This window comes from Microbispora sp. H10830 (genome assembly GCF_014161375.1).
GTDB lineage: Bacteria > Actinomycetota > Actinomycetes > Streptosporangiales > Streptosporangiaceae > Microbispora > Microbispora catharanthi.
In genome coordinates, this window is the sequence record NZ_JABBWX010000003.1 from 134,111 (window position 1) to 157,145 (window position 23,035).

The 23,035-nt window shown below is 72.0% G+C and carries 22 protein-coding genes; 10 read left to right on the forward strand and 12 right to left on the reverse strand.

From position 1 onward, the window contains the following. Nucleotides 1–13: 13 nt before the first annotated feature. The 6 genes from HHX35_RS09915 to HHX35_RS09940 all read right to left on the reverse strand — a co-directional run bounded on the left by HHX35_RS09915 (nucleotide 14) and on the right by HHX35_RS09940 (nucleotide 6,779). Nucleotides 14–2,629, reverse strand: coding sequence for an FtsX-like permease family protein (locus HHX35_RS09915; RefSeq protein ID WP_182898566.1), 2,616 nt, complete (start codon nucleotides 2,627–2,629; stop codon nucleotides 14–16). Continuing rightward, nucleotides 2,626–3,309: an ABC transporter ATP-binding protein gene (locus HHX35_RS09920; protein WP_182898941.1), complete on the reverse strand. Its 684-nt coding sequence runs from the start codon at nucleotides 3,307–3,309 to the stop codon at nucleotides 2,626–2,628. The genes HHX35_RS09915 and HHX35_RS09920 overlap by 4 nt, the downstream gene beginning before the upstream one ends. Before the next feature lie 56 nt (nucleotides 3,310–3,365). Further along, nucleotides 3,366–3,902 carry a PadR family transcriptional regulator gene (locus tag HHX35_RS09925; protein ID WP_182898567.1) on the reverse strand — a complete coding sequence of 179 codons (537 nt, stop codon included), beginning with the start codon at nucleotides 3,900–3,902 and terminating at the stop codon, nucleotides 3,366–3,368. Nucleotides 3,903–3,972: 70 nt separating this feature from the next. After that, complete coding sequence (locus HHX35_RS09930) at nucleotides 3,973–4,560, reverse strand: ABATE domain-containing protein (protein ID WP_182898568.1); 588 nt, start codon at nucleotides 4,558–4,560, stop codon at nucleotides 3,973–3,975. A gap of 61 nt (nucleotides 4,561–4,621) precedes the next feature. Beyond that, the gene (locus HHX35_RS09935; protein ID WP_139573565.1) at nucleotides 4,622–4,828 is read right to left on the reverse strand and encodes a hypothetical protein; all 207 of its coding nucleotides are present in this window, start codon (nucleotides 4,826–4,828) and stop codon (nucleotides 4,622–4,624) included. Further along, nucleotides 4,818–6,779 carry a PspC domain-containing protein gene (locus HHX35_RS09940; protein ID WP_182898569.1) on the reverse strand — a complete coding sequence of 654 codons (1,962 nt, stop codon included), beginning with the start codon at nucleotides 6,777–6,779 and terminating at the stop codon, nucleotides 4,818–4,820. The genes HHX35_RS09935 and HHX35_RS09940 overlap by 11 nt, the downstream gene beginning before the upstream one ends. Before the next feature lie 142 nt (nucleotides 6,780–6,921). Here HHX35_RS09940 and HHX35_RS09945 point away from each other — a divergent pair, with 142 nt between their 5' ends. From HHX35_RS09945 to HHX35_RS09960, 4 genes are read left to right on the forward strand one after another with little or no spacing between them, the layout of a single operon-like run. Beyond that, nucleotides 6,922–8,097 (forward strand): PspC domain-containing protein, encoded by a 1,176-nt coding sequence (locus tag HHX35_RS09945; RefSeq protein WP_396780095.1) that lies wholly within the window; start codon nucleotides 6,922–6,924, stop codon nucleotides 8,095–8,097. Continuing rightward, nucleotides 8,094–8,732 carry a response regulator transcription factor gene (locus HHX35_RS09950; RefSeq protein ID WP_030508417.1) on the forward strand — a complete coding sequence of 213 codons (639 nt, stop codon included), beginning with the start codon at nucleotides 8,094–8,096 and terminating at the stop codon, nucleotides 8,730–8,732. The genes HHX35_RS09945 and HHX35_RS09950 overlap by 4 nt, the downstream gene beginning before the upstream one ends. 57 nt (nucleotides 8,733–8,789) lie before the next feature. Continuing rightward, complete coding sequence (locus HHX35_RS09955) at nucleotides 8,790–10,250, forward strand: glutamate-cysteine ligase family protein (RefSeq protein WP_182898571.1); 1,461 nt, start codon at nucleotides 8,790–8,792, stop codon at nucleotides 10,248–10,250. A 60-nt stretch (nucleotides 10,251–10,310) separates the two neighbouring features. Beyond that, nucleotides 10,311–10,997, forward strand: coding sequence for a neutral zinc metallopeptidase (locus tag HHX35_RS09960; protein ID WP_182898572.1), 687 nt, complete (start codon nucleotides 10,311–10,313; stop codon nucleotides 10,995–10,997). A gap of 10 nt (nucleotides 10,998–11,007) precedes the next feature. Here HHX35_RS09960 and HHX35_RS09965 read toward each other — a convergent pair whose 3' ends face one another. Continuing rightward, nucleotides 11,008–11,592 (reverse strand): hypothetical protein, encoded by a 585-nt coding sequence (locus tag HHX35_RS09965; RefSeq protein ID WP_220505245.1) that lies wholly within the window; start codon nucleotides 11,590–11,592, stop codon nucleotides 11,008–11,010. Between the two features lie 62 nt (nucleotides 11,593–11,654). Between HHX35_RS09965 and HHX35_RS09970 the strand changes: the two genes are divergently transcribed. Beyond that, entirely contained in the window at nucleotides 11,655–12,551 is an 897-nt protein-coding gene (locus HHX35_RS09970; RefSeq protein ID WP_310739041.1) for a LysR substrate-binding domain-containing protein, read from the forward strand. A 12-nt stretch (nucleotides 12,552–12,563) separates the two neighbouring features. Next, nucleotides 12,564–13,316: a CPBP family intramembrane glutamic endopeptidase gene (locus tag HHX35_RS09975; RefSeq protein WP_182898574.1), complete on the forward strand. Its 753-nt coding sequence runs from the start codon at nucleotides 12,564–12,566 to the stop codon at nucleotides 13,314–13,316. Here the strand turns inward: HHX35_RS09975 and HHX35_RS09980 are convergent. From HHX35_RS09980 to HHX35_RS09995, 4 genes are all read right to left on the reverse strand, one after another. Continuing rightward, complete coding sequence (locus tag HHX35_RS09980) at nucleotides 13,280–14,083, reverse strand: response regulator transcription factor (protein ID WP_182898575.1); 804 nt, start codon at nucleotides 14,081–14,083, stop codon at nucleotides 13,280–13,282. The genes HHX35_RS09975 and HHX35_RS09980 overlap by 37 nt on opposite strands. After that, nucleotides 14,080–15,240: a sensor histidine kinase gene (locus tag HHX35_RS09985; protein ID WP_182898576.1), complete on the reverse strand. Its 1,161-nt coding sequence runs from the start codon at nucleotides 15,238–15,240 to the stop codon at nucleotides 14,080–14,082. The genes HHX35_RS09980 and HHX35_RS09985 overlap by 4 nt, the downstream gene beginning before the upstream one ends. 9 nt (nucleotides 15,241–15,249) lie before the next feature. Further along, nucleotides 15,250–15,738 carry a hypothetical protein gene (locus HHX35_RS09990; protein ID WP_182898577.1) on the reverse strand — a complete coding sequence of 163 codons (489 nt, stop codon included), beginning with the start codon at nucleotides 15,736–15,738 and terminating at the stop codon, nucleotides 15,250–15,252. A gap of 109 nt (nucleotides 15,739–15,847) precedes the next feature. Beyond that, nucleotides 15,848–16,567: a PIG-L deacetylase family protein gene (locus HHX35_RS09995; protein ID WP_182898942.1), complete on the reverse strand. Its 720-nt coding sequence runs from the start codon at nucleotides 16,565–16,567 to the stop codon at nucleotides 15,848–15,850. 66 nt (nucleotides 16,568–16,633) lie between these two features. Between HHX35_RS09995 and pcrA the strand changes: the two genes are divergently transcribed. Beyond that, entirely contained in the window at nucleotides 16,634–18,907 is a 2,274-nt protein-coding gene (gene pcrA / locus HHX35_RS10000) for a DNA helicase PcrA (protein WP_182898578.1), read from the forward strand. Nucleotides 18,908–19,014: 107 nt separating this feature from the next. On the opposite strand, the gene HHX35_RS10005 is transcribed toward pcrA, so the two are convergent. Continuing rightward, nucleotides 19,015–19,920 (reverse strand): hypothetical protein, encoded by a 906-nt coding sequence (locus HHX35_RS10005; protein WP_182898579.1) that lies wholly within the window; start codon nucleotides 19,918–19,920, stop codon nucleotides 19,015–19,017. Nucleotides 19,921–20,246: 326 nt separating this feature from the next. On the opposite strand from HHX35_RS10005, the gene HHX35_RS10010 reads away from it, so the two are divergent. From HHX35_RS10010 to sucD, 3 genes are all read left to right on the forward strand, one after another. Further along, nucleotides 20,247–20,648, forward strand: coding sequence for a cobalamin B12-binding domain-containing protein (locus HHX35_RS10010; protein WP_076433118.1), 402 nt, complete (start codon nucleotides 20,247–20,249; stop codon nucleotides 20,646–20,648). 157 nt (nucleotides 20,649–20,805) lie between these two features. After that, nucleotides 20,806–21,987 carry an ADP-forming succinate--CoA ligase subunit beta gene (gene sucC / locus HHX35_RS10015; RefSeq protein ID WP_182898580.1) on the forward strand — a complete coding sequence of 394 codons (1,182 nt, stop codon included), beginning with the start codon at nucleotides 20,806–20,808 and terminating at the stop codon, nucleotides 21,985–21,987. Beyond that, on the forward strand, nucleotides 21,987–22,862 hold the full coding sequence (gene sucD, locus HHX35_RS10020; protein WP_079318281.1) for a succinate--CoA ligase subunit alpha: 876 nt from the start codon (nucleotides 21,987–21,989) through the stop codon (nucleotides 22,860–22,862). The genes sucC and sucD overlap by 1 nt, the downstream gene beginning before the upstream one ends. Nucleotides 22,863–23,035: the final 173 nt, after the last annotated feature.

The following is a 23,035-nucleotide window of genomic DNA, read 5'->3' on the forward strand; positions in this document are numbered from 1 at the left end:
GTCCATTAGAAGATCAGGTGACCCTTCGCCGGGGGAGTGGCAGCCGTGATCGCGTGAACACCGCGCCGCCGAGCGCGGCCAGCAGCGGAAGCACCACGACCAGCAGTCCGACGAGCGCCCAGGGGATCGCGAACGCGGGCGCGGCGCCCGCCGGCACGATCGTCGTCACTCCGTCGGCGCGCAGGAACGCCACCGGATGGGATACGCCCTGCCGGGCCGCGGCGATGCCCGGAGCGAGGCCGGCGAGCACGCCCGTGACCGAGGCCAGCAGTGCGATCACCAGGGCCTGCCCGGCGACGACCGCGCGTTTCACCCGTGGGGCCGCCCCCACGGCCGACATGGTCTCCAGGTCGGGACGCGCCTCGGCGGCGGCCAGCATGGTGGCGACGAACGTCATTCCCAGCACGAGGACGGCCGCGGCGATGCCCAGCACGATCAGGATGATCGTGTCGTCGGGAGCCTCCGGCACCTCGAGTCGCACGGTCGCCTTGCCGGTGATCCGCTCCACCTTCGCGGTGATCCGCTCCGCCGTCGCACTCGGGGTGCGGAAGTCCGCGGGGTCCACCACGAGCATGGTGGTGATGGTGGCGTACCCGTTCTTCGCGGCCACCTCGGGCGCGACGACCGCACGGGCCCAGCCCTCCCCGTTGGCCCGCACGCCGGCGGCGGGCAGCGTGAGCGGCACCGAATCGCCCGGCCCGGCCACGGGGATCAAGTCGATCCTCAGCCGTCCGTCCCGGATCACGGCCGGGTTGAGCACGACGGCCTTCCCCTCGTGGAGTGCCGCCACCGCCCGGGGGTCGTCGCGCCGTAGCACGTAACGGAGCAGGTCGTCGGTCCCGACCAGGAGGCCCCCGGATTGGCTCGCGTCCGACCACTCCACTCTGCTGACGTCGGGGGCGGTGTCCGGCACCGAGGCGTACATCGGGACGCCGGACCTCGACGTGAGCGTCCGCACCTCCACCAGCGGCACACCGGCGGGCAGTTCCTCGCGGACGGCGGAGCGGACGCGGTCCCAGAGCCCGGGAGTGAGGTCCGGTCCGGCGATCCACAGGGCTCCGGTGGGCGCCTGGGGGTAGTCCTGCACGTACACCGGTTTCTGCGCGAGCCGGCTCTGCCAGGTCACCCCCACCGCCGTGAGCGCCACGACCGCGGTCATCACCGCGGCGACGGCGGGCGCCGTACGGCCCCTGTTGCGTACGGCGTCCCTGGCGGCGAACCGGAGCGGCAGGGGGAGCCGGGCGGCGAGCCGGGCCGCCGCCGCGATGAGCACCGGCGTCAGGGCGACCAGGCCGAGCTGGGTGACCAGGGCCGAGGTAGCGATCCAGCCGAGCTCGTGACCGCCGCTCACGATGGTCGCCGCCGTGCCCGCGACGACGAGCGCGATCCCGAGCAGCGGCCGGCCCGCGCGCTCGCGGCCCCGCTCGCGCCTGCCCGACAGCACGGCGACGGGGTCCGTACGGCTCGCCGCGACGGCCGGGGCGAGGGCGGCCAGCAACCCGGCGACGACGCCCAGCACCGCGGCGGTGGCGACCGCCGCCCAGGGGACGGCCAACGGGGGGAGCAGGTAGCCCGCCCGCCGCTCCAGAGCCGGTCTCGCGAGCCAGGCCGCGCCGACGCCGAGCGCCGCGCCGACCACCGAGGCGGCGACGCCGAACAGCAGGCCGTCGGCGAGCGCGATCGTCCGCAGGTGCGCGGGGGAGCCGCCCTGGACGGCGACCAGCGCGAACTCGCGAGACCTCCGCAACCGCCCCACGGCGAAGGCCGGCCCGGCCAGCAGGACGACCTCCAGCAGCATGATCGCGACCCACGGCGCGCTCTGCGGGAGGGAGGGCCCGCGCGGCGACGGCTCGTCCGGCCTGACCCGGTCGAGGACGGCGCGGCTGACGACGGCGAGGCCGCGCGCGTTGAGCCTCCGCACGTCCGCCCACGTCACCGGACGCGGAGAGTCGACGAGCCAGCCGCGCGACATCAGCAGGGGATTCATCGGCCCGAACGCGGTGTCGGGCAGGCTGCCGGGGAAGACCGTGAGGTCGGGCGAGGTCCCCGTCAGGTCGAACAGGGCGACGCCGACGACCCGGAGCGGCCGGCGTGCCTCCCCGGCGAAGAGCGTGACGCCGGGAGCCATGTCCGGGCGCAGCATCGCGGCGGAAACGACGGCCTCGCCGGGAGCGGTGGGAAGCCTGCCCTCGGTGAGCCGGAAGGTGCCCCTGGACATCGGATCGCGTAGATCGACCTGACGGATCTGTCCCATCCCGTACCCCTCCGGAGTGAGGTAACGGACGTTTCCCTGGGCGACCGGGATGACCCGGCTGCCGGGCGCGAGGACCGTCGTGATCTCGGCCCCGGTGAAGGGCGTGTGCTTCCGTCCTGGCTCCCAGGAGACCTCCTCCGCCCAGGCGTCCTGCCTGAGGTTCACCCACTCGTGGGCGCCGGTCATCAGCGCGTCGGCCTGCCCGAGGGGGTAGTGCTGACGGTCGGGCACCGGTCCCGGGCCGAGGACGGCGGTCAGCACGAAGGCGGCGAGGGCGACCGGAAGCCCGATCATCGCGAGGATCAGCGCGCTGCGCCACTTGGACCGCCGGGCGTTGCGGCGGGAGATCCGTAATGACGCTCTCAGCCCACTCATCGGGCGGTCTCCATCCCGGCGGCCGCCGAGTCGACGATCTGCCCGTCCTTGAGGAAGACGACGCGGTCGGCCCAGGCGGCGTAGCGCGGCTCGTGCGTGACCAGCAGCACGGCGGCCCCGGCGTCGGCTCGCTGCCGGAGCACCTGGATGATCTCGTCGCCCGCCCGGGTGTCGAGGGCGCCGGTCGGCTCGTCCGCCAGGAGCAGCCGCCGCTCCCCGACCAGCGCGCGGGCGATGGCGGCCCGCTGGCGCTGGCCGCCCGACAGGTCGTCGGGGAACCGGTCGCCCAGGTCGGCGAGCCCGACCTCCTCCAGCACCGCGAGGGCCTCCCGCCTGGCCTTCGCCGTACGGACGCCGTCCAGCTCGCGCGGCAGCGCGACGTTCTCGGCGACGGTCAGCGACGGGATGAGGTTGAGGTCCTGGAAGACGTATCCGGCGCTCCTGCGGCGCAGCTCCGCCAGTTGCTTCGGCGCCAGATCCCGCAGCTCGCGGCCTTCGAGCGTCACCGACCCCTCCGTCGGGCGGTCCAGCCCGCCCGCGAGGTTGAGCAGGGTGGACTTGCCGGACCCGGACGGGCCCATGACCGCGACCAGCTCCCCGGCGGCGACGTCCAGGCTGACGCCCCGCAGCGCGTGGACGGCCCCCGGCCCCTCGCCGTGGACGCGTACGACGCCGGTCATGCGGACGACCGGCTCGCCGTCCGGCGCGGGTAACCGGTCCGGAGATCGGTTTTCGGTCACGGATTCTCCTCGGAGGGACGGGCGAGGACGGCCTCGCAGTGGTCGAGCCAGCGCTGCTCCGCCTCGGCATGGAAGATCATCGAGTCGATGACCAGGCGCTGTGCGGCCTCGGACGACGCGTCGAGGCTCCGCAGGGCACGAGTGAGCTCCTGCAGGCCCCGCATCGTCGCGGACCGCTGGGCCCGGATGACCGCCGCCACGTCCACGCCGGGCGTGGTGACCGCCATCGCGAGCTTGATGACGAGCTCGTCGCGGGGCCGGTCGGCCCGGGAGACGGGTTTGGCGAACCACCGGTCGAGCTCGTCGCGGCCTTCGGGGGTGATCGCGTAGCGGACCCGGCCCTGCTCGTTCTGGTCGCCCTGGTCGTCGCGGGACACCAGGCCGTCGCGTTCGAGGCGGGACAGCGTCGTGTAGACCTGTCCGATGTTCAGTGGCCAGGTCTCCGCCGTGGACGCCTCGAACTCGGCCCTGAGCTGATAGCCGTAGCGCGGGCCCCGGCTCAGCAGGGCGAGCAGGCCGTGTCGTACCGACATGAATACTCAGTATGCATACTGAGTATGCCCCTGTCAGCGCCGGGATCGGAAAGGGTGGCTGTGGAGGGGGTCAGACGTTCTTGTGCTGGCGGTAGTGACGAGCCGCGCGGGCGCGGTTTCCGCAGGCCACGGAGCACCATTCCTGGCGCGGGTGCTCCCTGACGAAATACAGCACACACCGGGGGGCCGGGCAGGCGCGGAGTTGCTCCCGGTGCGGCCCGCCCAGCAGGTCGACAGCGGCGGCCGCGAGGGCCGCGCGCAGGCGGGCGGAGTCGCCGGCGGCCCGCGCGGGCAGGGTCCGGGCGCGGGGCGCCTCGTCCGGCGGCCATTCGAGCCGGGGGGCGACGGGCACCGCCGCAGCGGTGGCGTTCACGAGATCGAGGGAGGGCTCGAAGGCCGGCAGCCGGGCCGCGTCCGCGCCGCTCGCCGGCCCGGGGGACACGGCCCGGGCGAACAGCGCGCGGATCGCCTGTCGCAGCGCCACGACCTCGTCACGCATCTCGGGAGTGGCGACGAACGTGGCGGGGTCGATGTCGAGCTCGGGCGCGTGGTCGCCGACCCAGGCGGTAAGGCCGCCGACGTCCTCCAGCGCGTCCACCGGGCCGGACCGGTCCGCACGGATGGTGCTCACGAATTCCAGGGCCAGCAGCGAGGACATCGGTTCAGTCTAACGCGGCCGGCCGGGCGTACCCGTGAGACCGGGAGGCCGCCGGGAGGCTTCAGCGGCGGATGGCCTTGGCGAGGATGGCGACGAAGGCCGCGAAGCCCAGCCCCCCGACGAGCACGGGCGCCATGATGACGGCGTCGGGATCGGGCCCGGTCAGGTAGCGGATGCCCATGCCGATGAACAGCAGGCCGCACAGCAGGCACATCCAGTTCGTACGGTGCACCCGGCGCGGGCGCTCGGGTCGCGACTCAGGCCGCACGGCGCACCTCCACGTCGCCGAGCCCGGCCTTGACGTGCAGCTCGATCGTCGGCACGTCGCCCTCGACGGGCGTCTCCGGCTCGAGGACGCGGTCGAACCGCACGTCGCTGCCGTCCTCGACCTTGTGGTCGATCTTCACCTCGCCCAGCTTGGCGGAGCCGTGCACCTCCACGCGGGCGGTCGTCGGGACGATCACCGTGAGCTGCCCCATCGACACCGAGGCGTCGAATCTGACCCGGCCGCCCGGCTTGAGCGTCACGTCGCTCAGGTCGAGCTTCCCCTCGCCGATGCCCAGTTCGTAGGCGCCGGGCGACTGGACGGAGCCGACAGGGTGCCAGACGAAGCTGCCGACCTTGCGGGGGATGCCGTTCACCGTCGAGCTTCCCACCAGCACGAGGGCCACGATCGTCCCCGCCGCGATCAGCGCCGCGCCCCGGCCGAACCACGCCGCGACCAGCAGGCCAGCCCCGATCGTGACGAGAACCGCCCCGCCGACGACCGGCAGGCCGACCGAGCCGGAGCCGGTCCGCTGCATGGTGACCATGATCCCTCCAACGATCAGGGCGAGGCAGATGGTGAGGCCGCTGACGAACGACCTGGGACGCTTCGGCTTCGCCGGCCGCGCGAGCGGCGGCGTGGGCGGGGCGTAGGGGCTCGGCGGGGGGTAGGGCGACCCGTAGGGCTGGTACGGCTCCCGCCTCGTGAAGGGGCCGTGGGGGGCGAAGGGCTCTCCGGCTCCGTAGCCGTGCCCTCCGGCTCCGTGCCCCCGCATGCCGTGCCGGTGGTCCTGGGCGCCGCTGTCACCGTACGCGCCCGCCCGTGCCTCGCGAGCCAGGTCGGACAGCCTCCGGTAGCCGTCGCCGGCGGGAGGCGCGGAGACGGAGGGCCCAGGCACTCCGGGAGCCCAGCCGGCCGGCGTCCCGTGGACGTCCGATCCCACGGCGTTAGAGCCTGGGACGTTCGGGTCCGGGGTGTACGACGTGCCGGGGGCGGGCTCCGCGGCCAGCCGGTTGACGGGTTCGAAGGGCCGGGTCGGCGGGTCGCCGTCGGCCCGCCCCGCCGGTGTCGCCGTGTCCCCCGCGACCGCCTCCTGGACGAGCGTGTCGTCCACGGCCTTCGGGGCTGCTGCCACCGGGTCCTGGATGACCGTGTCGTGGATCGCGGTGTCGTCCACTGCCGCGGCCTGGACCATCGTGTCCTGGATCGCGGTGTCGTCCGTGATTCTGTCCGTGACTCTGTCCGCGGCCGGGCCGGGGGCCGCGGTGTCCGCCGCGGGTGCCTGCGCTGTGGCTCCCTGTGGCGCCTGCGCGGTGTCCCCCTGCGGCGCCTGTGCCTGCGGCGCCGGGGTCTCCCGCAGCGGCGTCTCCGCCATCGGCGCTTGCGCCCCGGGGGCGCCGGCCGATCCGTACGGCTCCCTCGCGGGCGGGGGGGTGAAGGGCGCGAACGGCGAGAAGTTCGGGGTGGCCCGGGTCATGCCGCGCCGTCCGGTCGCCCGATCGGGCATCGACTTGGCCATCGTCAGCAGGTCGACGCCGCGCGCGTGGGCGGCCATCAGCACGATGGCCAGCAGCGTGCCGACCACGATCGTGCCGCGGTTGATCCCTCCGGAGGCGACGTTGATGATCAGGCCGAACGCGAAGACCGCGGCCAGCAGCGCGAGCACGGTCTCGGCGTCGAACAGCCGCCGGGTCCACTGCTCCAGGTGACCGGGGCCGCCGCCCGGCTGGCGCATCAACAGGAACGCCGCGACGTACAGCATGACGCCGATGCCGGAGGCGAGGACAAGCACGGCGAAGCCGACCCGGAAGAGCACGGGGTCCATGCCCGTGAACCTGCCGAGGCCCGCGCAGACGCCCGTGATCATGCGCCCGTCCCGGGAGCGGCTCAGCACCTTCTCGGGCTCGGGCGTGCCGGCGGAGTCGGGAGCAGGGGTCGGTGGTGCCTCGGTCATGGTCCCATCCTGGCCTCGCCCGCCGTACCCCTGCCATCGGGGGAACCCCTGACTCGTCCCCGACCCCTCAGGGGCGGCGTCAGGGCATGCCCTGATGCGCTCATCGTCGGTGACGTGTGACGATGCTTCCGAGATGTCTGAGATGACTAACGCCCCCGCGGCGTACCCCCGCATGGTCCGGCCCGCCTCGGGCCGGGTGGTCGCGGGCGTCGCGCAGGGTGCCGCCGCCCAGCTGCGGCTCGACCCCGTCGTGCTGCGCCTCGCGTTCGTGCTGCTCACCGTCGTCGACGGGCTGGGCGTCGTCGCGTACGCCGCGCTGTGGATGTTCACCCCCAAGGAGGAGGTGAAAGGCCGCGAGCCGGCCCGCGAGTGGGGCCAGCTCGCCGCGTACGGCGTGCTGTGGCTGGCGCTGGCGGGCTTCGCCTGGATGACGGGCGCCTCCAGCGGCGGATTCGGCACGTGGCCGATCGCGGTCGGCGGCATCGGCGCGCTGATCCTGTGGCAGCAGGCCGACCCGGGACGGCGGCAGCGGTGGATGTCGGGCGCGGTCAAGCAGGTCAGCACGACCTGGGTGCGCACCGGCATTGGGGCGCTGCTCGTCGTCGTCGGCGCGATCGGCTTCCTGGCCGCGAGCGGCGAGCTGGCCAAGGCCGGGACCGGGCTCGTGTTCACCGCGGTCGTCGTCGGCGGCATGCTGATGATCGCGGCGCCCTGGCTGGCCTCGCTCGTGAAGGAGCTCCAGCGGGAGCGCACCGAGCGCATCAGGCAGGAGGAGCGGGCCGAGGTGGCCGCCCACGTCCACGACTCGGTGCTGCACACGCTGACCCTCATCCAGCGCAACGCCCACGACGCGCGGGAGGTCGCCAGGCTCGCCCGGTCGCAGGAGCGTGAGCTGCGCAACTGGCTCTATCAGCCCAAGCAGGACGCCGACGCCACCCTCGCCGCCGCCGTGCGGCGGGTCGCGGCCGAGGAGGAGGACGCCCACGGCGTGCAGATCGAGGTGGTCTGCGTGGGCGACTGCGAGCTGAACGAGGGCCTGGTGGCCCTGCTGCACGCCGCCCGGCAGGCGATGGTCAACGCGTGCAAATACAGTGGGGCTCCGGTGGTCTCCGTCTACGCCGAGGTCGAGCCCGACGAGGTGACGGTGTTCGTCCGGGACCGGGGCAAGGGCTTCGTGCTCGACGACGTCGCCGGGGACCGGATGGGCATCCGCCAGTCGATCATCGGCAGGATGGAGCGCAACGGGGGAAGTGCCCGGGTCAGGACCGAGCCGGGCGACGGAACCGAGGTCATGCTGACCATGAAGAGGGAGCAATGAAGACCGTACGCGTGCTGATCGTCGACGACCACCGGCTGTTCCGGTCCGGCGTGCGGGCCGAGCTGGGACCGTCGATCCAGGTGATCGGCGAGGCCGAGGACGTGGAGTCGGCGGTGACGGCGATCGGCGAGCTGCAGCCCGACGTGGTGCTGCTCGACGTGCACATGCCGGGCGGCGGCGGCCAGGAGGTGCTGCGGCGCGTGCTCGGCTCCGGCTCCCAGGTGCGCTTCCTCGCGCTGTCGGTGTCGGACGCGGCCGAGGACGTGATCGGGGTCATCCGGGGCGGCGCCCGGGGCTACGTGACCAAGACGATCAGCGGCGCGGAGCTGACCGACGCGATCATCCGGGTGTCCGATGGCGACGCGGTGTTCTCGCCGCGGCTGGCCGGGTTCGTCCTCGACGCGTTCGCCTCGACGGAGGCCCCGCCCATCGACCCGGAGCTCGACTCGCTCACCCAGCGGGAGCGTGAGGTGCTGCGGCTGATCGCCCGGGGTTACGCCTACAAGGAGATCGCCAAGGAGCTGTTCATCTCGGTGAAGACCGTCGAGACGCACGTGTCGAGCGTGCTGCGCAAACTGCAGCTGTCCAACCGCCACGAGCTGTCGCGCTGGGCCACCGCCAGACGTCTGGTCTGAACCCATCTGTGGGGACCCGTCTGGTGCGATCGCCCCTTGACGTGCGACGCTCAGTGGATGGGCCGTGACGTACCCTCCGTCTCCTTCAGCCGGGAGGACCGCCGTCGCTACCGGGACAAGGTGAAGCTGTCGCTGGACGTCCTGGCCGGGATGCTGCGGGAGTCGCGGTTCGGGTTCGACCGGCCCCAGATGGGCCTGGAGATCGAGCTGAACCTGGTCGACTCCAGGGGCGAGCCGGCGATGAAGAACGCCGAGGTCCTGGCCGCCATCGCGGAGCCCGACTGGGCGACGGAGCTGGGCCAGTTCAACGTCGAGATCAACATTCCGCCGCAGGTGCTGTCCGGCGAGGGCAGCCGCCTGCTGGAGGAGTCCGTACGGCTGCGCCTCAACCGGGCGCAGGAGCGGGCGGCGCGTGTCGGCGGGCAGCTCATGCTGGTCGGCATCCTGCCGACGCTGCGCGAGAGCGACGTCAGCGAGGGGACGCTGTCGGCCAACCCCCGCTACAAGCTGCTGAACGAGCAGATCTTCGCCGCCCGTGGCGAGGATCTGCACCTCATGATCGAGGGGGTGGAGCGGCTCGACACCTACGCCGACAGCATCACCCCCGAGGCGGCGTGCACGAGCGTGCAGCTCCACCTGCAGGTCAGCCCCGAGACGTTCGCCGACCACTGGAACGCGGCCCAGGTCATCGCTGGTCCGCAGGTCGCGGTCGCGGCCAACTCGCCGTTCCTGTTCGGCAAGGAGCTGTGGCGCGAGACCAGGATCAGCCTGTTCGAGCAGGCCACCGACACCCGGCCCGAGGAGCTGAAGGCTCAGGGCGTGCGGCCGCGCGTCTGGTTCGGGGAGCGGTGGATCACGTCGGTCTTCGACTTGTTCGAGGAGAACGTCCGCTACTTCCCCGCACTGCTGCCCCTATGCGACGAGGAGGACCCGAGGCGGGTCCTCGACGAGGGCGGGGTGCCCGAGCTGCACGAGCTGCGCCTGCACAACGGCACCGTCTACCGATGGAACCGGCCCGTCTACGACGTCTCGGACGGCGTCCCCCACCTGCGGGTGGAGAACCGCGTGCTGCCCGCCGGGCCGACGGTGGCCGACATCGCCGCCAACGCCGCGTTCTACTACGGGCTCATGCGCGTGCTCCCGGCGGCCGAGCGGCCCGTGTGGACGCGCATGTCCTTCGCCGCCGCCGAGGACAACCTCCGCAACGCCGCGCGGCACGGCCTCGACGCCCGCCTCTACTGGCCGGGCCTGGGGGAGGTGCCCGCCGCCGAGCTGATCCTGCGCAGGCTGCTGCCCATGGCCTACCACGGGCTCGACCTGTGGGAGGTCGACCCGGTCCAGCGCGACCGGCTGCTCGGCATCATCGAGCGGCGCTGCGTGACCGGGCGTACGGGGGCGGACTGGCAGGTCAGGACGGCCCGCGCGTTCGGCGGGGACCACGAGGCGCTGCGCCGCATGACGCTCCGCTACCTGCAGCACATGCACACCAACGAGCCCGTCCACACCTGGGGAATGTAAAACTCTCGCGTTCGGCGAGAAGCGCAAATCTTTGCCGCCTAAATGGGTATTCACATTCAAATGACCCGCCGAACACTGGCCGTGCTGCTGCTCCTGGCGGTCCTCGTCGCGTCCTGTGGCACGCTCACCGGCTCCCCGCCCGACCGGGCCCAGCCGGGGGACGCGGCATCCCGGAAGACGCCGTGCGAGAGCACCGGCGACGACTTCCCCGGCGACGTCAAGCTGGCCCGGTGTCTCACCGAGTGGTTCTGGTCGCAACGTTTCCAGGAGAACGGCGGGACCTACCGCCCGATCACCCGCTTCGTCGCCTATCAGGGTGCCAACGGTCCCGACTGCGGTGGGCAGGCGGCCGTGCCGGAGAACGCCTTCTACTGTCCTTACGGCCATTTCATCGCCTACGACGCGGCCTGGCTCAAGGCGATGTACGACCAGATGGGCGACGGGGCGGTCTATGTCGTGATCCCGCATGAATTGGGGCACGCCGTGCAGGCCCAGCTCGTCGAGGACTTCCGCTTCAACGTGGAGCGGGAGCTCCAGGCCGACTGCTACGCGGGCGCCGCGCTGAGCGGCCTGATCCGGGTGGGAGTGCTGAACACGGAGCAGGGCGACGAGGAGGAACTGCTCGCCAACCTCCAGGCGGCGGGCGACCCCACCGACATCTGGCTGGCGCCGGACGCCCACGGCACCCCGCGACAGCGCCAGCAGTACTTCGCCCACGGCTACACCGAGGGAATGGGGACCTGCTGAGGCCATCTCCTCACGGCCGGTCGAGCTCGGCGAGTTCGTCGGCGGTGAGCGTCGGCTCGGCGGCCCCGGCGAGCGCCTCCTGGACGACCGACGGCAGCCAGTCGGCGACGTGAGAGAAGCGGAAGCCGAGAGCCGTGGCGCGCCCGTTGTCCATGGCGTAGCCGCGGTCGAAGGAGAACGGCGAGGTGTCCTCGCCGACCGCGTACACGGGTTCACCGATGGCCGCGCACAGTTGCCGTACGTCCAGGGTCCCGTGCGAGGCGGCGTTGACCGGGCCGGTGAAGTCCGCCCGCGCGGCCCAGGCGAGGAACCGCGCGATCTCCCGCTCGTGGATGAACGACGCCGGCCGGGGATCCTCATGCACGATCACCGGAAGGCCGGCCCGGATCCTGCGGACGTAGTGCGCGAGCCTTCCGGTGAAGTCCGCGCCGCCGAGCACGTGCGCGGTCCGGACGCTGACGAAGTCGAACGCCTCGTCACGAGTGAAGACCGTGACCGCCGTCCCCGCGTCCCGCAGGTTCTCGATCAGCCGCCTGCCGAAGTATCGGCTCCCGCCGATGATGCACATCTCGCTCACGACCACCAGAGTGTCCACGTATAGTCGTCAGCGGTAGTGGCGATCTTCTTAGCCAGTCGTAAGGAAAACTGTTGATCGACGTGCACCGGCTCGGAGTTCTGCGTGAGGTCGCCCGCCACGGCAGCTTCAACCGCGCGGCCGCCGCCCTGCGGTTCACCCCTTCGGCCGTCTCACAGCAGATCGCCGCACTGGAACGCGGCCTCGGCGTCCCCGTGGTGCAACGCAGCACGCGAGGGGTGGTCCTCACCGAGCCGGGGCGCATGCTCGTCGATGCCGCCGAGGCCATCGCCGCCGAACTGTCCGACGCCCAGGAGCGCATCGACCGGCTCTCCACCGCGCGGGCCGGGTTCACGATCGCGGCGTTCGCCAGCGGGGGCCGCCGCCTCCTGCCGCCGGCGCTCACCCGCTTCGTCGCCGAGCACCCCGAGGCCGAGCTGACGATCCTCGAACGCGAACCGGAGGACAGCCTGCCCCTGATCCGGGAGGGCCGCGCCGATCTCGCCCTCGCCTACCACTTCGACGGGCCCCCGCCCGTCCGTCCCGGTGACCGCTCCGGCATGAACTGGACCCCGCTGATCGCCGACCCGCTCCGGGTCGTCCTCCCGCGTACGCATCCTCTGGCCGGGCGCGCCCGCCTTCATCTGGCCGAGCTCGCCGCCGAACGCTGGATCCTCGGATGCCTGAAGACCGTGGACCTCCTTCGCCGCTACGCCGAGCTGGCGGGCTTCGAGCTGCGGATCTCGTGCAGCGCCACCGACTACTTCTTCGCGCAGTCCCTGGTCACCGCGGGCGTGGGCGTCGCGCTCATCCCGGAGATCTCGCTCACGCCGGGCCTCGACGTGGTCGCGATCCCCCTTGAGCCGCCCAGCCCGTCCCGTTTCATCGGCATCGCGACCTCCCGTCGCCACCGCGGCGCCGCCCAGCCGTACGTCGACGCGCTGCGCGGGCTCCTGTCGGAGGGGGCCGGTCATGAGTGAGGTGGAGGACGGATGAAGCCTGCGACGGTGGCCTGTCTCGGGGTGCTCACGGCCGCGAACGTGCTCAACAACCGGGTCGCCCGGCAGTGGGCGCCGCTGACCTCGGCGGCCGCGACCGGCACGCTGCTGCTGATCGCCCGCGGGGAGGGGCTGACCTGGCGGGAGCTGGGCTTCCGCCGCGCCCGCGCCGGCGCCGTGACCGGGGGCGCGCTCGCCGCCGGCGTCGCGGCCGTCTACGCGGCGGGCGTCGCCCACCCCCGCACCCGCGCGCTGTTCCACGACGAGCGCGCGCTGGCGCTGTCGCGCCGCCGGGTGCTGGAGGAGGCCCTGGTCCAGGTGCCCTTCGGGACCGTGCTGCTGGAGGAGGTGGGCTTCCGCGGCGCGTTGCCCGCCCTGCTCGGCCGCTCGCTCCCGCCACGTACGGCCGTCGCCGCCTCGGCCGCGCTGTTCGGACTGTGGCACGTGTTGCCCGCCATGGACATGGCCAGGGCCAACCCCGCCCTCGGCCGGCTGACCGCCGGGGAGACCCCGGACGAGGCCGCCGGCCCCATGAAGACGGCGCGGCTGGAGACGGGACGGCTGGTGGCGGGGACGGTGGCGTCCACCGCGGTCGCCGGGCTCGTCTTCCACGGGCTGCGCCACCGCGCCGGGCTGCTCGCGCCCGCGCTGCTCCACCTGGCGACGAACTCCCTCGGCTACGCCGCCGCCCGGGTGGCCCGCCGCCTGGATCAGCCCTCGCGGGGGTCGGCCAAACCGGTCCGGTAGGCGTACGCGACCGCCTGGGCGCGGTCGCGCACCCGGACCTTGGCGAAGAGGTTGTTGATGTGCGTCTTGACCGTGGCCTCGCTGATGAACAGGCCGGCGGCGATCTCGGCGTTCGACAGGCCGCGCGCGATGAGCCGCAGGACCTCCGCCTCGCGCGGAGTCAGCCCGTCGGGCGGCGTACCGGCGTCTGGCGACGTCCCGGCGTCCGGGGGCGTCCCCGCTCCCGGCCTCCGGCCCGCCCGGGTCGTCTCGCGGGCGTGGCGCGGCGAGAACCGCGACCGGTGAGCCGGCGCGGCGGCCGGGCCGGGCGTCTCGCCGGGGGGCGCGGTGCCGGTGTCGCCGCCCGCGCCGGTGACGGTGTTCAGAAGGCGGCGCTGCACGCCGGGGTCGAGCTGCGCGTCGCCGTTCATCACCGTGGTCACGGCGCGGGCGATCTCCTCGGCGTCGGCGCTCTTGGTGAGGAAGCCGCGCGCCCCGGCGCGCAGCGCGGCGAAGACCGACTCGTCGTCGGTGTACGTCGTGAGCACGACGACCTGGGTGTCCGGAAACTCGGCGCGGATCCTGCGGGTGGCCTCGACCCCGTCCATCCGGGGCATGCGCAGGTCCATGAGCACCACGTCGGGCCGTTCGTCCGCGACCAGGCGGAGCGCGGCCTCGCCGTCGGACGCCGACCCCACCACCTCGATGTCCGGCAGCAGGCCGAGCAGCAGGACGAGCCCGTCGCGCACCACGGCCTGGTCGTCGACCACGAGCACGCGGGCGGTCATGCCGGCACCCGCAGCCGGACCAGGAAACCGTCCTCGGTCTCGCCCGCCTCCAGGGTGCCGCCCAGGAGTTCGGCGCGCTCGCGCATGCCCACGAGACCGTATCCTCCTCCCGGCGTCCCGGGCTCGTCACTCGGGGGGTTGACGACCTCCAGTTCGCACTCCCGGTCGCCGAAGTTCAGCCTCACGGTGGCGGGGGAGCCCGGGGCGTGCCGCCGCACGTTGGTGACGGCCTCCTGGGCGGTGCGGATCATCGCCAGCTCGGTCTCGGGCGGCAGGCGGCGTTCGACCCCGGAGACGACGACGGCGCACTCCTCACCGGTCGCGTCGCGGAACTCCTCGGCGAGCGCGTCCAGCGCGGCGGGCAGCGGCTGGGCGTCGTCGCGGAGCGCGGCCACGGCTCTGCGCGCCTCTTCGAGGCCCTGCTTGGCCAGCTCGCGGGCGCGTTCGACCCGGTCGAGGGCCTCCTGCGACCGGTCGGCGCGCAGCAGCAGCCGGGCGCCTTCGAGGTGCACGATCTGCGCCGACAGGGAGTGCGCGAGGATGTCGTGGATCTCCCTGGCGATCCGGGCGCGCTCGGCCAGCACGGCCTCGCCCGCCTGGGCGGCAGTGGCGGCCCTGCGCTGCCTGATGGCGTAGGCGACCGCGAAGACCACGCAGATCGACACGCACAGGCTGAGGTCGCGCTGGTGCGCTTCGGGGGTGATCGGCGGCGGTAGCAGTCCCGTGACGCTCGATCCCAGGCCCGCGAGCGCCAGCAGCAGGAGCGGCAGCGACCGGCTGAGCGGGTGCCGTACTGCCGCGGCCCCGACGCTGAACATGAGCACGGCGACGGCCGGGCCGCTGTCCGAGACCATGTCGAGGGCGATGGTCGCCACGAGGGTGAGCCCGATGAGGACGGCCTCCGCCGGGCCGTCGTTCCAGCGTCCGGGGAGGATCGCCCGCAGCCGGATGACGACCATGAGGGTCAGTGTGACGGCGATCGCGGCGGTCAGCGCGGTGACGGCGAGCCGGTCGCCGGTCAGGCCGAACCCCGGCGGGCTGGTCCCCTGCCCGCCGACCAGCAGGGCGATCACGGCCAGCCGCAGGCACGCGCCGGCGATCGCGTTCCTGCGGCGGGATTCCGGGCCGGCCTCGGCATGTCCGTCACGACTGGGCACGCCCCGACGTTAGCGGGCCGTCTGGACACCCGGCACGGGGACGGTGGGCAGGGCGCTCGCCCGCCGGGCGACGACGAGGAACTGGACACCGAGGGTCACCCCGACGAACAGGAGCACGGAGGTCTGCGACGAGGCGAGGCCGAGCAGGGAGGTCAGGGCGATCATCGCCACCCGCACGGCGACGGAGCCCACCCAGGCGATCAGGGTCGCGACGCCGCCCTGCGACCACGCCACGCCGTGCTGGTCGCGCCACACCCGCGTCGTCATGGCCCGCAGCACACCGAGGCCGGCGGCCACGAGGAGTTCCGCGACGAGCACGGCGAGGCTCAGCGCCGTGTGACGGGGGTCGACGAGCCCGCCGCCGCTGAAACCGGCCAGGACCATCACGGCGGCGATGATCAGGCCCACGGGCCTGGCGACGGGCCTCGGCCTCATCTGCCGGTAGATCACGAAGGCGACGACGGCGAGGGCGAGGACGACGATCTGCGTGGTTTCCATGCGCATGACGGTAGGAAGACCGGGCGCGCACCGGATCGGCGCGCGGGTGGAGAACCGGGGTGGAGATCAGGCGATCTCCACCCGGGGGTGGAGGACCGGTCCGCCCGGCTCAGGCGGTGATCACCCGCTGGAACGCCTCCGCGTACGAGCCCTCGGGGAGGCCCGCGGCGGCGGCGTGACCGGAGAGCATGCCCCTGATCATGCCGTCCAGGTCGGGGATGTGCGAGGTCTGGCTCTCGTGCGCGCGCAGCGCGGCGATCTTGCGGTCCACGGTCAGGGTGACGTCGACGTAGTGGTCGGGGGTCATGCCGCCGGTGAGCCACACCTCGCGGACGGTCCAGGCCTCCAGGCCCTCGTCGGCGAGCAGCTCGGGGAAGGCGTAGGGATTGCGGGCGTCGGGGTAGACGGCGTCGAGGGTGGCGCCGCCGACCGCGCGGTGGTCGGGGTGGCTCGGACTGATCCGCGCGTAGTTGCGCTCGGGGGTCGAGGTGACGACCAGGTCCGGTCGCACCTGGCGGATCACCCGGGCGATGTCCCGCCGCAGGCCGAGGGTCTGCTCGACCGCGCCGTCCTGATAGCCGAGGAAGCGCAGGTCGCTCACGCCCACGCACTTGGCCGCGGCCGTCTGCTCGGTCCGGCGCAGCGCCGCCATGCCGCCGTTGTCCATCGCACGGTCGAACCCGCCCGCGTCGCCATCCGTGACCAGGCAGTACGCCACCTCGGCCCCCGCCTCGGTCAGCCGGGCGACCGTCCCCGCCGCGCCGAAGTCGATGTCGTCGGGGTGTGCGACGACCACCAGCACCTTCTTGATATCCGCCTCGTCCAGCACGAGCAGCCCCTCCTCATGGTCCGGCACATCACCTTAAACGTGACTTGCCGGGCGAGTGGGCTCCGAATGTCGGCGCGCGGCCATAACCTAAGGAGAGTGTCCACCCGAGCCGCCACTCATCCGTTGCTCGACGGCCTCAACCCGCAGCAGCGGGACGCCGTCACCCACCAGGGCAGTCCGCTGCTGATCGTCGCCGGGGCCGGCTCCGGGAAGACCAGGGTGCTGACGCATCGCATCGCCTACCTGCTGGCGGAGCGTGACGTCCAGCCGGGGGAGATCCTCGCGATCACCTTCACCAACAAGGCCGCCCGGGAGATGAAGGAGCGGGTCGACAGACTCATCGGGCCGCGGTCCAGGGCCATGTGGGTCATGACGTTCCACAGCGCCTGCGTGCGGATTCTGCGGCGCGAGGCCAAGCGGCTGGGTTTCTCCTCCAGCTTCTCGATCTACGACCAGGCCGACTCCCAGCGGCTCATGGCGATGGTGTGCCGTGAGCTCGACCTCGACCCCAAGCGCTACCCGCCGCGGTCCTTCTCGGCCCAGGTCAGCAACTTCAAGAACGAGCTGATCGACTACGAGACGGCGGCCGACCGGGCCTCGACCCATCTGGAGCGGACGCTCGCCGAGGCGTACCGCACCTACCAGCGGCGGCTCACCGAGGCCGGCGCGATGGACTTCGACGACCTGATCATGCTGACGGTCACGCTGTTCCAGCTCTTCCCCGATGTGGCCGAGCACTACCGGCGGCGGTTCCGGCACGTGATGGTCGACGAGTATCAGGACACCAACCACGCGCAGTACATGCTGATCCGTGAGCTGGTCGGACGGCCCGAGGTGCGCACCGCCGACGGTGACGTGGTGCGGGAGGGCGTCGAGCCCTCCGAGCTGGTGGTCGTCGGCGACGCCGATCAGTCGATCTACGCCTTCCGCGGCGCGACGATCCGCAACATCCTGGAGTTCGAGCGCGACTATCCGGACGCGCGGACGATCCTGCTGGAGCAGAACTACCGCTCCACGCAGACGATCCTGAACGCCGCCAACTCGGTCATCTCTCGCAACGAGGGCCGTAAGCCGAAGAACCTGTGGTCCGACCAGGGCGCGGGCTCGAAGATCATCGGCTATGCGGCCGACAACGAGCACGACGAGGCCATGTTCGTCGCGCAGGAGGTCGACCGGCTCGGCGACGACCACGGCGTCACCCCCGGCGACGTGGCGGTCTTCTACCGCACGAACGCCGCCTCCCGCGTGTTCGAAGAGATCTTCATCCGCACGGGCCTGCCGTACAAGGTCGTGGGCGGGGTGCGGTTCTACGAGCGCAAGGAGGTCAAGGACCTGCTCGCCTACCTGCGGGTCCTGGCCAACCCGAGCGACACGGTGTCGCTGCGGCGCATCCTCAACGTGCCCAAGCGCGGCATCGGCGACCGCGCCGAGGCGATGATCGAGGCGTTCGCCAACCGGGAGCGCATCGCCTTCTGGGAGGCGCTGCGCCGGGCCGACGAGGCGCCGGGGGTGGCCACCCGCTCGCTGAACGCGATCCGCGACTTCGTCACGTTGCTCGACGAACTGCGCGGCAAGGAGCTTCCGCTGTCCGACCTCGCGGAGGAGGTGCTGAGCTCCACCGGCTACCGGACGGAGCTGGAGACCTCGGGCGACCCACAGGACGAGAGCCGGCTGGAGAACCTCAACGAGCTGATCTCGGTGGCCGCCGAGTTCGAGGAGGCGAACCCGGAGGGCACGCTCGTCGACTTCCTCGAGCAGGTCTCGCTGGTCGCCGACGCCGACCAGATCCCCGACGGCGACGACAGCGGCGGCGTGGTCACGCTGATGACCCTGCACACCGCCAAGGGCCTGGAGTTCCCCGTGGTGTTCCTCACGGGCATGGAGGACGGCGTCTTCCCCCACATGCGCTCGCTGAGCGACCCGAAGGAGCTGGAGGAGGAGCGCAGGCTGGCGTACGTCGGCATCACCCGGGCCAAGGAACGGCTCTACCTGTCCAGGTCGGCGGTCCGTTCGGCGTGGGGCGCGCCCTCGTTCAACCCCGCCTCGCGCTTCCTGTCCGAGGTGCCGGGCGACCTGGTCGAGTGGCGCGGCGACCCGGGCAAGACCGCCTGGTCCGCCGCGACCTCCCGCCCGGCCGCCCGTACGGCTCCCGCGCAGAAGACCGGTGGCCGGCAGATCCCGAACCTGTCGCCGGGCGACAGGGTCACCCACGACACGTTCGGGCTCGGCACCGTGGTGGCGGTGGACGGTCAGGCCGAGAAGACGCGCGTGAAGATCGACTTCGGCAGCGAGGGCGAGAAGACCCTGCTTCTCGCCTACGCCCCGATCGACAAGCTCTGATCGGCGAGCTCTGACCGGCCCCACGGCCCCCGGCGGCCGTGCGGACCGCCGGGGGCCGAGGGCGTGTCATGGAGTCCGGGTGGCCGCCGTCAGGGCCGGCCGCCGGTTCAGTCGTTGGGCAGGATGACGGTGCCCGTCGTGTCCGGCACGTCGCCGTCGAGGTCGGTCAGGTTGGCGACCTGGCTCTTCGGCGGCGCCTTGACCGTCACCTTCTTGCCCCAGCCGGCGTACGTGGTGTCGTCGGTGAGGGTGAAGGTGACGTAGTCGTCCTTGACCTTCGTCTTCAGGTCGGCGGTGGCCGAGGCGCGGCGGACGAGCTGGTCGGAGCCGATCCACAGCTTCCAGGACACCACGGTCTTGGCGGGGTTGGATCCCAGGCCGCCGAAGCTGTCCTTGATGCCCGGGCTGACCTTCATGAGCTGCGCCAGCGTGATCGTGCCGCGGTAGAGCGTGGTCTTCGCACCGTTGACGCTGCCGCCCGGTCCCTTGGCCCTGGTGGTCGCGAGGACCGTCTTGAGGCTGCGCCAGTCGATGGGGTTCACGAACTCGCCCAGGCTCGACGAGGAGCCCGGCCGCTGTCCGGGGAGGCGCAGCCAGCTCTTGCCCTCGGGCAGCAGGCTCGAGAAGACCCCGCCCGAGAGGTAACCCGTCCCGCCGATGACGATCGAGTGAAGGGGCTTCTCCGCGTCCTTCAGGTCCTCGTCTTCTTTCTTCAGCAGGTCGCTGTACTTCATCTTCTGCGTGCTGTCGGAGGCGACGACGCCGGACCGGCCGAAGGCCATTCCGCCGTTCGAGGTGAATTTGACGGCCGTGACGCCGGCCATGCTCAGCGTGCCCGAGGAGACGAACCGCACGCCGTGGCCGGCGGCGAACTGCTGGCGCAGCGCCGCCACCGGGTCGGCGGCGGGGGCCTGCGCCTGAGTAGAGGTCTGAGCCTGCGCGGGGGCGGCGACGGCGGGCGCCACGAGGGCGGCCGTCGCGGCGCACGCCAGCGCCATGAGTGCTCGCTTCAAGGTGATTCCTCCCGTAAGTGCCCTCATGATCACGAGGGCAGCCGGGGAATCTTCTCGAACCATGATCACAGGAAAGTCACGATAATCCACATTTCCTGTGAGTCTTCAGCTAGTGGCCCGTTATGCCAGTTGATTATCAATTCGCCGCCACGAAACGTTTGATTGCGGGCCATCGAACTCCTCGCCGTATCGAGAGCCGGGACTCGTGGACGGTCCGCATGCGCTGCGGCGGGAGCGGCCGGTGGGCGGCTGACGCGGGGCCGTTCGGGGGCCGGGCCCCGGGCGGCGGTTACGCTTCGGGCAGCGGGCACCGTAGGGAGGTCTTCATGGCAGGCAGGATTCGGGTCGTCGTCGCGAAGCCGGGGCTCGACGGGCACGACCGCGGAGTCAAGGTGGTGGCGCGGGCGCTGCGCGACGCGGGCATGGAGGTCATCTACACGGGGCTGCATCAGACCCCGGAGCAGATCGTCCGTACGGCGATCCAGGAGGACGCGGCGGCGATCGGGCTGTCCATCCTGTCCGGCGCGCACATGACGCTGTTCGCCCGGCTCTTCGAGGTCCTGCGTGAGGAGGGCGCCGAGGACATCGTCGTGTTCGGCGGGGGCATCATCCCCGAGGCCGACATCCCCGAACTCGCGAAGATGGGGGTCGCCAGGATTTTCACGCCCGGGTCCACGACGCAGGAGATCGTGGAATGGGTCCGTTCGGCGGTCCCAGCCACCGTTTAGGTATTTTGCCCAACCTTGCCGTACATGAGAGTTGTTGGCAAGGCTCCAGTGGGACCCGACGACGCGCCCACGCTCGTACGGGGACTAGGCTTCATGCGCGGAAACGCCGGGCGGGACGACGGCGCCCGGCCTCGGACATCAAAAGGGACGGACCCTCGTGGACCTGTTCGAACATCAGGCGAAGGAGCTCTTCGCGGAGTACGGCATCCCGGTGCCGCGCGGAATCGTCGCGCACACCGTGGAGGAGGCGCGGGCGGCTGCCGAGCAGCTCACCGGACGCGTTGTCGTCAAGGCCCAGGTCAAGACCGGCGGGCGCGGCAAGGCCGGCGGCGTGAAGGTGGCCGACGACGCCGCCGACGCGCAGGCGAAGGCGACGCAGATCCTCGGCATGGACATCAAGGGCCACACGGTCCACAAGGTCCTGATCGAGGAGGCCAGCCAGATCGCGGAGGAGTACTACTTCTCCTTCCTTCTCGACCGTGCCAACCGCACCTTCCTCGCCATCTGCTCCGCCTCCGGCGGCATGGACATCGAGGAGGTCGCGCACACCGCGCCGGAGAAGGTGGCGAAGGTGCCGGTCAGCCCGCTGACGGGCGTCGACCGCGCCAGGGCCCGCGAGATCGCGGTGGCGGGCGGCCTGCCGCAGCAGGCGCTGGACGGCGCCGCCGAGCTGATCGAGAAGCTCTGGGCCGTCTTCGTCGACGAGGACGCCTCGCTCGTCGAGGTCAACCCGATGATCCTGTCGGCCGACGGCCAGGTGAAGGCGCTCGACGGCAAGGTCACCCTCGACGACAACGCGAACTTCCGCCAGGCGGAGCACGCCGCGTACGTCGACAAGGCCGCGGAGGACCCGCTGGAGGCCCGGGCCAAGGAGAAGCACCTCAACTACGTCAAGCTGGACGGCAACGTCGGCATCATCGGCAACGGCGCGGGCCTGGTCATGTCCACGCTCGACGTCGTGGCGTACGCGGGTGAGGAGTTCACCGGCCAGCCCAAGCCGGCCAACTTCCTCGACATCGGCGGCGGCGCCTCGGCCGAGGTCATGGCGAACGGCCTGGAGATCATCCTGTCCGACCCGTCGGTGAAGTCGGTCTTCGTGAACGTTTTCGGCGGCATCACCGCCTGCGACGCCGTCGCCAACGGCATCGTCTCGGCCTTCCAGCTCTTGCAGAGCCGGGGCGAGGAAGTGACCCACCCGCTGGTCGTCCGCCTGGACGGCAACAACGCCGCCCTGGGGCGGCAGATCCTGGCCGACGCCGCGCTGCCGCGGGTCGAGCTGGTCGACACCATGGACGAAGCGGCCAAGCGCGCCGCCGAGCTCGCCGCGGTAGGTGCGTAATGGCTATCTGGCTCACCGAGAACAGCAAGATCATCGTTCAGGGCATGACCGGTGGTGAGGGCACCAAGCACACCCGCCGCATGCTCGCCGCCGGCGTGAAGGTCGTGGGAGGCGTGAACGCCCGCAAGGCCGGCATCACGCACGAGGGCCTTCCGGTCTTCGGCACGGTCAAGGAGGCCATGGAGCAGACGGGCGCCGACGTGTCCGTCGTCTTCGTGCCCCCGGCCGCCACCAAGGCCGCCGTCCGCGAGGCCATCGACGCCGAGATCCCGCTGTGCGTGGTCATCACCGAGGGCGTGCCGGTCCACGACACGACCGAGTTCTGGGCGTACGCCGTCTCCAAGGGCAACAAGACCCGCATCATCGGCCCGAACTGCCCCGGCATCGCCTCGCCTGGCGCCTCCAACGCGGGCATCATCCCGGCCGACATCACCACCAAGGGCCGCGTCGGCCTGGTGTCGAAGTCCGGCACGCTGACCTACCAGCTCATGTACGAGCTGCGTGACATCGGCTTCTCCACCTGCGTCGGCATCGGCGGCGACCCGGTCATCGGCACGACGCACATCGACGCCCTCCAGGCGTTCCAGGAGGACCCGGAGACCGACGCGATCGTGATGATCGGCGAGATCGGCGGCGACGCCGAGGAGCGCGCGGCGGCCTACATCGACGAGCACGTGACCAAGCCGGTCGTCGCCTACGTCGCCGGGTTCACCGCGCCCGAGGGCAAGACCATGGGCCACGCCGGCGCGATCGTGTCCGGCTCCGCCGGCACCGCCCAGGCCAAGAAGGAGGCCCTGGAGAAGGTCGGCGTCCGCGTCGGCCGCACGCCCAGCGAGACCGCCCGCCTGATGCGCGAGATCATGTCCAGCCGCTGATCGCGCGTACATCCGACTGTCGTCCGCGACCTTGCGCTCCCACCGCCGCGGTGGTGCGAGCGCAAGGTCGCGGTCGTTTTCGGGCCCGGCCGGTACGCGTGCCAATGCGTCCGGATTGCGTACTCCTCGGCGTGGCGACGTGGAGGGAGGCCGCGGGGCTGGGATGATGCGGT